The following is a 7,796-nucleotide window of genomic DNA, read 5'->3' on the forward strand; positions in this document are numbered from 1 at the left end:
TCCATCACCCTTGAGGCAAATGGTGACGTCAGCTTGCTGGTGCTGAGTGGCGAGCCTATCGATGAGCCCATCGTCGGTTATGGCCCCTTCGTGATGAACAGCGAGGCGGAGATCCAACAGGCTTTCCATGATTTCAACAGCGGTCAGTTTGGCGCGATGCCGCTGACTACCGCAGGCAGCAATCAATAACCTCTGTGTCCCGGTACGGAAAACGTTCTCCGTATCGGGCACCTACTTAAAGACAACCTCTGTATCGTGGCCCTATTCGTCGGGCCGATCTTACCCTTAGGAAGGAGTTGTAACATGACAGCAAATTACAAGCGTCTCGATAAAGACCAGGCCGCCGTGTTGCTGGTGGATCATCAAGCTGGGCTGTTATCACTGGTACGCGATATCGATCCCGATCGTTTCAAGAACAACGTATTGGCTCTGGGTGACCTGGCGAAATACTTCAATCTGCCGACAATCCTGACCACCAGTTTTGAAACTGGCCCCAATGGTCCTTTGGTGCCCGAGTTAAAGACCCAGTTCCAATAAAGCTTCTCCCCAATCCCATCCCCTCTCTTGGTTCAACGGACAACGTATTGAAATTTACGCTTCTTTACTGAGAAACCGATTGAAAATGCAACAGTATTTCCACATATAATGGAGTGTTAATTTTACAAGGAGCGCGTATGGGAATCAGTGAAGAAGAAGCACTCCGTCGGTTGAGTCTAGAAAAAAATGCCGTCGGCAATTCGGCGAAATGGGTGGCAATTGTTTCAGCCGCTTACTTTGCTCTGATGGCGTTTTATGGCCATCCCACGGGCGTATTGGCCATGTCCGGCGCCATCTTTGTCGTTTCAACTACCACCTGGCTGAAGAAACGCCAAAAAGTCAAAGCCTACCGCCAGGTTCTGGCGAAGATCGGCACAGACGAAACGGTCTGATGCCGTTTGCCAGGCGCAATACGTTTTTAGCGGGCTAGCGCAACGGCATTAACATGACCAACTTCAATCCGCTGTGCTCCGCCGGGTAGAACGTGACCTGCTGAAAATGCCGCTCCCCCTGCTGTGGGTGGCTGAAGGTGCGTTCGCCGCCTTCACGGGCCATCACGTCCTGCTGCTTCCACCAATGATGAAAAGCTTCGCTGTTGTGGGTCATATTGCGCACAAAGGCGCGTATCTCTTCCGTTCCCTGATGATGGCTGGTTTCGGCACGAAACTCGGCCACCACTCGTCGAGCACGATCTTCCCAGTCACTGACCAGCACCTTAGCCTGAGGGTGAAAAAACATGAAGTGCAGCAGGTTGGGGGTTTTGGCCTGCTTTAGCCAATCGCAGAACAGTTCCTCCGCCTGTGGGTTCCAGGCCACCATATTCCAGGTGAGATCGAGCAGATAACAGGGCACGGTCATTTGATATACGCTTTGCAGCACGGCGGCATTAACCGTTTCCTGCGGCTGTTCTTGTTCCGGATCGGTGATATGCGCCAAGGTGAACAAGTAATGACGTTCGGCATGGCCCAGCCGCAACGCGGTGGCGATGCGTGCCAGCGTATAAGGGGAAATCGACACCTCGCGGCCCTGTTCTATCCAGGTATACCAGGTGGCGCTGATGCCGCTGATTTGTGCCAGCTCCTCACGGCGTAAGCCGCTGGTGCGGCGGCGTGTGGCGGTGGGCAGGCCCAGCATCTCCGGCGTGACCCGCTCACGGTGCGCACGCAAAAAGGCACCAAGGGCTTTCTGGCTGGATATTGCGTCTGATTCCATTAGGGTGGTACCTGTTTATACTAGGATAACTGCTCATATTGTACCCGTATAGCAGCTTGATTATAGTCATTACCAGCCATCTCGGCACCGGCGTAAGCCAGATAATAATGGGAGCAGCTATGAGCATCAGCAACAGCCATAAAAATGCGGTCGATCGTCAATTTGGCGAACAGGCCAATGCCTACCTGACCAGTGCGGTGCATGCGCAAGGGAAAGACCTGCAACGCTTGGCCAAGCTGTTGGCAGGCAGTACCGATGCCCGCCTGCTCGATCTGGGATGTGGGGCAGGGCACGCCAGCTTTACCGCTGCGGCCCATGTCGGGCAAGTGGTGGCGTACGATCTGTCGGCGCAGATGCTGGCGGTGGTCGGCAACGCGGCGCAGGAACAGGGGTTGGAGAATATTCAGCTGCAGCAGGGCGTAGCGGAGTCGTTACCCTTTGATGACGCCAGCTTTGACGTGGTGATCAGCCGTTACTCGGCGCACCATTGGCACGATGTAGGCCGGGCACTGCGTGAGGTCAAGCGGGTGTTGAAGCCAGGCGGGCGGGCCATTTTTATGGATGTGGTATCCCCGGGGCATCCGTTATTGGATATCTATCTGCAAACGGTCGAAGTGCTGCGGGATACTTCGCACGTACGCAACTATGCACCGGGTGAGTGGCTGAGTATGTTGACCGAGTCTGGGTTGTTGGTGCGAGAAGTGACGACCGATCGTCTGGATTTGGAGTTCAGCAGTTGGGTGGCCCGGATGCGTACGCCTGAGCATTTTGTCACGGCGATCCGTGCGTTACAGCAGGGCGTAGCTGAAGATGTTAGCCAACACTTTGCCATTCAGGCCGACGGCTCATTTACCAGTGACATCATGATGTTCGAAGCGGTGAAAGGTTAAAGTTTCAGGGCAGTCGTTGCGGGCTGCCCTGAAAATCCAAGCTTACTTCTTGTCTTCTAACAGGCAACGGTAAATCAAACCACCGATAACACCGCCTACCAGCGGTACCAGCCAGAATACCCACAGCTGTTGCAACGCCCAGGTTCCCTGGAAGATTGCCACGGCGGTACTACGTGCCGGGTTCACTGAGGTATTGGTAACCGGAATACTGATCAGATGGATCAGCGTCAACGCCAGGCCGATGGCCAAAGGCGCAAAGCCTGCCGGTGCGCGTTTATCGGTCACACCATGGATAACAATCAGGAAGAAGGCGGTCAGGACCAATTCAATAACGATGGCGGCCTGCAAAGAATAGCCACCCGGTGAATGTTCACCGTAACCGTTAGAAGCAAAACCGCTGGCAGTGGCATCAAAGCCTGCTTTACCGCTGGCGACTAAATAAAGCACCGCGGCGGCAGCAATACCACCAATCACCTGAGCTACCACGTAGGGAATAACATCTTTGGCAGGGAAACGGCCGCCTGCAAATAATCCCATTGTGACCGCTGGGTTAAAGTGCCCACCAGAAATATGACCGACGGCATAGGCCATAGTGACCACGGTAAGGCCGAACGCTAAAGCAACACCAGCAAAACCAATACCTAATTGTGGAAACGCTGCGGCTAGCACTGCGCTACCACAACCACCGAACACCAACCAAAAAGTACCGAAAAATTCGGCAAACAGTCGCTTTGACATAGATTCCATCCTGCTGGGGGAACAAACTAACGGACGTTAGCACTAAAACTATAGAGCACCTTTTTAATATTGTAGTGGTCTATAGCATAATTTTTCGCGCGCACGCCTTCGATTACGGCCGGTATTAAAGCCCTAACTTTTTATTTTGTCTATGTGAAAACGAAGATTTTAAGAAATTATCCTTCTTTTGTTGTTTTTTTATCTGGTTAATAGGTAATTGTCTTATTTCATATAGGATTAATTCTCAATTTTATTTTTCTTATAGGTAAGTTCTTATTTTTTCAATGGGTTTATATCTCTCAAAAATGATGGGTTGATTGTTAATTTCTATTTGTTATCTGCTATTTTAGTTTAAGTCGTCATAAAAGTGTCACCGTCGGCGGTTAGGCTTTCAGCCTGTTACTTTCCCTTACAATGAGTTAATGCTATGAGAATCAAACCGCTTGGCGTGTTGTTGGCCTCTGTATTACCGCTGTTGTCCCATGCTGCCGATATTGGCGTTGCTCGTTACAACGTCAGCTTCCCGGATGGCGATCGCGTGGGCTATTCCGGTGCTTTTGCCAGCCAGTTTCCCTATGGGTTACCGGTAGGGATTGGTTCCGGTCTGGTATTTAATGGCCAGGAAGGGGGGGATCTACTGCTGACCACCGTGACCGATCGTGGCCCGAACGCCGATGCGCCAGCAGTCGGCAAACAGGAGGCCAAGATTTTTGCCAATCCGGCCTTTGTTCCCCTATTGATGGAAATCCGTATTGGTGGCGGTAAGGCCATTGCTACCCAGGCCCGTCCCCTGCACGATGATAACGGCCCTATCAGCGGCTTGCCGCTGCCTGGCAACCTGATTGGCTCAACCAATGAAGTGGCATTGACGGATACGCTCAAGCCGCTGCCGAGTGACAAGCGCGGGCTGGATACCGAGGGGATCACGCCTGACGGTAAAGGAGGCTATTGGCTGTCTGACGAATATGGCCCCTTCCTGATCCATATCGATGGCCAAGGTAAAATTCTGGCGAAGTATGGCCCAACGCCGTTAGCAGGGGAGCAGGCGGTTGCCAGTGGTCTGCCGAACATCATTAAATGGCGTCAACCGAACCGGGGTTTTGAAGGGGTAACCCGGTTGCCGGATGGACGGATCCTGGCGGCGGTGCAGAGCACGCTGGATATCGATGGCAAGAGCAAAAACCAGGCGCAGTTTACCCGTTTAGTCAGCTTTGATCCTGCCAGTGGCAAAACGGCCATGTATGGTTATCCGATCGATATCGCTCGTTACCAGAAAGCCAAAGATGCCAAGATTGGCGATATCGTAGCGGTCGATAATCAACACATCCTGCTGATCGAGCAGGGCAGTGACAAAGACAAGCAGATGATGAACAAGATCTATCTGGTTGATCTTAGCCAGGCCAGCGATCTGACGTCGTTCGACGGCCAGGGCAAGGCGCTGGAATTTGCTGATGCCAGCGAATTGGCCCAGCGTGGGGTGAAGCTGGCACACAAGCGTGAGGTGGTCGATCTGCGTAAACTGGGTTGGCAGCAGGAGAAGGTGGAAGGATTGGCGTTGATCGACAACCGCACACTGGCGGTGATTAACGACAACGATTTTGGTTTGCAGGCCAAACTGGTCAACGCCGAGCCTGAAGGGAAGAAGATTGGCGACTATCAACTGGATCAGCAAGGGAAGCTGAATTTGGCAGGTAAACCGGTAAACACGACGATTGAATTGCGGCCATTGGCACAGCCAGAGTCCTTGAGCGAACTGTGGGTGCTGACCTTGCCTGAACCCTTGCGCTGAACGGGCGCAGCAAGGTGGTAGAGGAAAACCTGTCGGATAATTGGGCCAGGTTTGGCCCAATTATCCGTTGGCTGGAGGGTACGGTGAGGGAAAATTGCTTTAAAATAAACCGGGTTAACTCAGTGGGCTAAATAGGGTTGTTCATTTTTTAAAATAAAGCGTAAAATTTACTCAATAAATAAAGTTATGCGCTAGCAGGAAATACCCATTCTCATTTTCTCCTTGTTTTTCTCACAATGATTGAGCTTCTTTACATTGGATGACGTCTGTTTTCAATGGTTAACTCATAATTAACCTCACTGAGAACGAGTTAAGATAAAAATAACGGAGTCAATCATGAAACTATTACCCTGCATCGCAGCAGCACTGATCGCCACCGCTTCATTCTCCACCATGGCTGCTACCATGGGCGCCAAACAGGTTGATAGCACTGAAGCCAGCAGCATGCAGAGCATCGGCGTGGTGTCGGTTTCCGGTATCAGCGGCTCACCAGATGACGCTATCCATGCGTTGAAACAAAAAGCGACTGCAGACGGCGCAACGCACTATCGAATCATTGGCCTGGATAATCCAGGAGATTCCAGTGCCTGGCGCGGTACTGCAGAAGTTTATCGTTAATTTATCAACGATAAATAGCTGAGTGGCCAGTCAATGAGGTTGGCCAATATAAATTACCCTATGAATTTTAAATTTCCGCTTGAAAGACGACGGGTATAGACGGCTGTGGATAATAATCTGACCAGTAATTGGCTGATTATTATCGCAGCCTTTTTGGTTTTTATTTTTTCCTGCCTGCCGCTGCTGTCGATCCCGCTCAGGATAAGACTGCGTATTTTGCAGCAGGCGCAGCAGCGTTTACGCGCCAACAACGGCATGTTGGTGCTGTTCCAATACAGCCATCTCTCGGAAAAGCTTCTCTCGCGCTACTTTCATTGGCAGCGGCGGCTGGAGGGGCGTAACTTCCCCCCTGCGCTGGTGTATGTGTGTACTCCGCGCTGATCACAGTCGTTTTTCCATCACCACCACTTCGTCGTCATATTGCTGGCGGCGTTCAATGGTTTGCCAACCCCAACCGGCGTACAACGCCTCGCTGTGATCGGTGATCAGATGCAGAACGGGATGGCCACGTTGTTGCGCTACGCTGACGATCGCCTGTTCCAGGCGCTGCGCAATGCCCTGTCGCCGATGATCCGGGTGCACAAAAACACCGGCCAGCCAGGGGGAGAGATCCCTACGATGATGATCGTCACTCGGCCACAGGCTGGCCATCCCCAACGGACGTTCGCCATCAATCGTCAGCAGCGTCAGGAAATCCTCGCTGGGTTTGCTGCACAAGGCAAAGCGATGGCGGGTACGTTCCAGCGTGCCGCCACGTTGTGAGCCCCATTGGCCGAAGGCCCAAGCGGCGCAGACGTCGGCAAAATGTGGGTAGTCTGTCAGCGTAACAATCTGTTGAGCCATATCTATCCCCTAGTATTGTGATACCAATTTAGCCTGCCAGGCCGCAGCGTGGCGACTGCTTTCGGTTTTTTATCTGCTGTTTTTCTGCGGATACTTTTCAGTGGAGCTGCAACCACAACTGCGCTGTTTTATTGAATAATTAAATGAGAGTAATTATCATATAGAGCTTTATGGCGCTATTGATGATTTCTGCCTGTGGCAAAATCTGTTTAAATGGCCGGCCGCTAACCAGGAGCCAGAAATGAGCCTGAAGCTACGCTTGGCGCAACGGGATGATATCCCGCAGTTGGTGGCAGTTGAGCGTTCCGCCGCCCAGTTGTTTCGCCAGCAGCAAGAGTTGCAGTTTATTGCCGAAGCAGAGGTGATGAACCCGCAACAGCACGTCGATTTTATTGATCAGCAGCGGGAGTGGGTGATGGTTAGCCCCACTGGGCAGATCGCCGGTTTTATAGCAGTGCAGAGCTTTGCACACAGTTGGCATATCGCCGAGCTTTCGGTTGCGGCCGATTGGCAACGGCAAGGCGTGGGCAAGCATCTGATCGACGAGGTTGCCAGGCTGGCCCTGCGCCTGGGCATGCAGCGGTTAACGCTAACCACCTTCGTGCAAGTGGCATGGAATGCGCCTTATTATCAGCGCCTTGGCTTTCGCACCATTCCCGTCGCACGGTTGGATGCCTATTTACGGCATCTTCTGGCGCAGGAGGCAGAACAAGGGTTTGCTGATAATAGCCGCTGTGCTATGGAATTTACACTATCGTAAAGATTGAAATACAGATTCAGGGCGGTATGATGCAGTTATAATGCCAACGCTCGATCGACCTGCGGGCAGGTTCGCAGGTAATCCAATGCATTCAGTCACCGCAAAAGGGACAACCCGTAATGACACAAGCCATTTTTATGGTAGGAGCTCGCGGAGCAGGTAAAACCACGGTCGGCAGTGCATTGGCGCAGGCGCTGGGCTATCGGTTTATTGATACCGATCTGTTTATGCAGCAAACCACGCAAATGAACGTAGCGGAAATGGTCGCACAGGTTGGTTGGCCGGGTTTTCGCCAGCGCGAAACCCAGACCTTGCAGGCGGTAACTCAATCGTCAACCATAGTTGCCACCGGCGGTGGGGCGATCCTGGCCGAAGAGAACCGGCGCTTTATGCGTCAGCATGGCACGGT

The 7,796-nt window shown here is 52.4% G+C and carries 10 protein-coding genes and 2 pseudogenes; 9 read left to right on the forward strand and 3 right to left on the reverse strand.

Translation table 11 applies throughout. From position 1 onward, the window contains the following. The 3 genes and pseudogenes from ACLQ7H_RS10085 to ACLQ7H_RS10095 form a co-directional block, all read left to right on the forward strand. Positions 1-189 (forward strand): pirin-like C-terminal cupin domain-containing protein (locus ACLQ7H_RS10085; RefSeq protein ID WP_411752538.1); only part of this gene is annotated, 189 nt, incomplete at its 5' end. 114 nt (positions 190-303) lie between these two features. Beyond that, positions 304-531 (forward strand): annotated as a pseudogene (locus ACLQ7H_RS10090) (hydrolase); the annotation flags it as partial. A 143-nt stretch (positions 532-674) separates the two neighbouring features. Then, the gene (locus ACLQ7H_RS10095) at positions 675-929 is read left to right on the forward strand and encodes an ABC transporter ATP-binding protein (RefSeq protein WP_141131342.1); all 255 of its coding nucleotides are present in this window, start codon (positions 675-677) and stop codon (positions 927-929) included. A 34-nt stretch (positions 930-963) separates the two neighbouring features. On the opposite strand, the gene ACLQ7H_RS10100 is transcribed toward ACLQ7H_RS10095, so the two are convergent. Then, positions 964-1,749: a helix-turn-helix transcriptional regulator gene (locus ACLQ7H_RS10100; RefSeq protein ID WP_411752539.1), complete on the reverse strand. Its 786-nt coding sequence runs from the start codon at positions 1,747-1,749 to the stop codon at positions 964-966. 119 nt (positions 1,750-1,868) lie between these two features. On the opposite strand from ACLQ7H_RS10100, the gene ACLQ7H_RS10105 reads away from it, so the two are divergent. Further along, on the forward strand, positions 1,869-2,639 hold the full coding sequence (locus tag ACLQ7H_RS10105; RefSeq protein WP_411752540.1) for a class I SAM-dependent methyltransferase: 771 nt from the start codon (positions 1,869-1,871) through the stop codon (positions 2,637-2,639). Between the two features lie 42 nt (positions 2,640-2,681). Here the strand turns inward: ACLQ7H_RS10105 and aqpZ are convergent, their stop codons facing one another. Then, entirely contained in the window at positions 2,682-3,377 is a 696-nt protein-coding gene (gene aqpZ, locus ACLQ7H_RS10110) for an aquaporin Z (RefSeq protein WP_411752541.1), read from the reverse strand. 427 nt (positions 3,378-3,804) lie between these two features. On the opposite strand from aqpZ, the gene ACLQ7H_RS10115 reads away from it, so the two are divergent. The 3 genes and pseudogenes from ACLQ7H_RS10115 to ACLQ7H_RS10125 form a co-directional block, all read left to right on the forward strand. Further along, positions 3,805-5,166, forward strand: a complete 1,362-nt coding sequence (locus ACLQ7H_RS10115) for an esterase-like activity of phytase family protein (protein WP_411752542.1) — start codon at positions 3,805-3,807, stop codon at positions 5,164-5,166. A gap of 336 nt (positions 5,167-5,502) precedes the next feature. After that, positions 5,503-5,784, forward strand: a complete 282-nt coding sequence (locus tag ACLQ7H_RS10120) for a DUF1471 domain-containing protein (protein WP_411752543.1) — start codon at positions 5,503-5,505, stop codon at positions 5,782-5,784. A gap of 162 nt (positions 5,785-5,946) precedes the next feature. Next, positions 5,947-6,165: pseudogene (locus ACLQ7H_RS10125) on the forward strand (methyltransferase); the annotation flags it as partial. Here ACLQ7H_RS10125 and ACLQ7H_RS10130 read toward each other — a convergent pair. Continuing rightward, positions 6,166-6,627, reverse strand: a complete 462-nt coding sequence (locus ACLQ7H_RS10130; protein ID WP_411752544.1) for a GNAT family N-acetyltransferase — start codon at positions 6,625-6,627, stop codon at positions 6,166-6,168. 241 nt (positions 6,628-6,868) lie between these two features. Here ACLQ7H_RS10130 and ACLQ7H_RS10135 point away from each other — a divergent pair, with 241 nt between their 5' ends. After that, positions 6,869-7,387 (forward strand): GNAT family N-acetyltransferase, encoded by a 519-nt coding sequence (locus ACLQ7H_RS10135; RefSeq protein ID WP_411752545.1) that lies wholly within the window; start codon positions 6,869-6,871, stop codon positions 7,385-7,387. Between the two features lie 119 nt (positions 7,388-7,506). Next, a partial coding sequence (locus ACLQ7H_RS10140) for a shikimate kinase (RefSeq protein WP_411752546.1) occupies positions 7,507-7,796 on the forward strand: 290 nt, incomplete at its 3' end.

This window comes from Serratia sp. (in: enterobacteria) (assembly GCF_046715635.1).
GTDB lineage: Bacteria > Pseudomonadota > Gammaproteobacteria > Enterobacterales > Enterobacteriaceae > Chania.

Excerpts from the sequence above, each read along its gene's own strand:
- ACLQ7H_RS10095 (WP_141131342.1), top strand. The coding sequence starts at position 675 with ATGGGAATCAGTGAAGAAGAAGCACTCCGTCGGTTGAGTCTAGAAAAA.
- ACLQ7H_RS10100 (WP_411752539.1), bottom strand. The coding sequence starts at position 1,749 with ATGGAATCAGACGCAATATCCAGCCAGAAAGCCCTTGGTGCCTTTTTG.
- ACLQ7H_RS10105 (WP_411752540.1), top strand. The coding sequence starts at position 1,869 with ATGAGCATCAGCAACAGCCATAAAAATGCGGTCGATCGTCAATTTGGC.
- aqpZ (WP_411752541.1), bottom strand. The coding sequence starts at position 3,377 with ATGTCAAAGCGACTGTTTGCCGAATTTTTCGGTACTTTTTGGTTGGTG.
- ACLQ7H_RS10115 (WP_411752542.1), top strand. The coding sequence starts at position 3,805 with ATGAGAATCAAACCGCTTGGCGTGTTGTTGGCCTCTGTATTACCGCTG.
- ACLQ7H_RS10120 (WP_411752543.1), top strand. The coding sequence starts at position 5,503 with ATGAAACTATTACCCTGCATCGCAGCAGCACTGATCGCCACCGCTTCA.
- ACLQ7H_RS10130 (WP_411752544.1), bottom strand. The coding sequence starts at position 6,627 with ATGGCTCAACAGATTGTTACGCTGACAGACTACCCACATTTTGCCGAC.
- ACLQ7H_RS10135 (WP_411752545.1), top strand. The coding sequence starts at position 6,869 with ATGAGCCTGAAGCTACGCTTGGCGCAACGGGATGATATCCCGCAGTTG.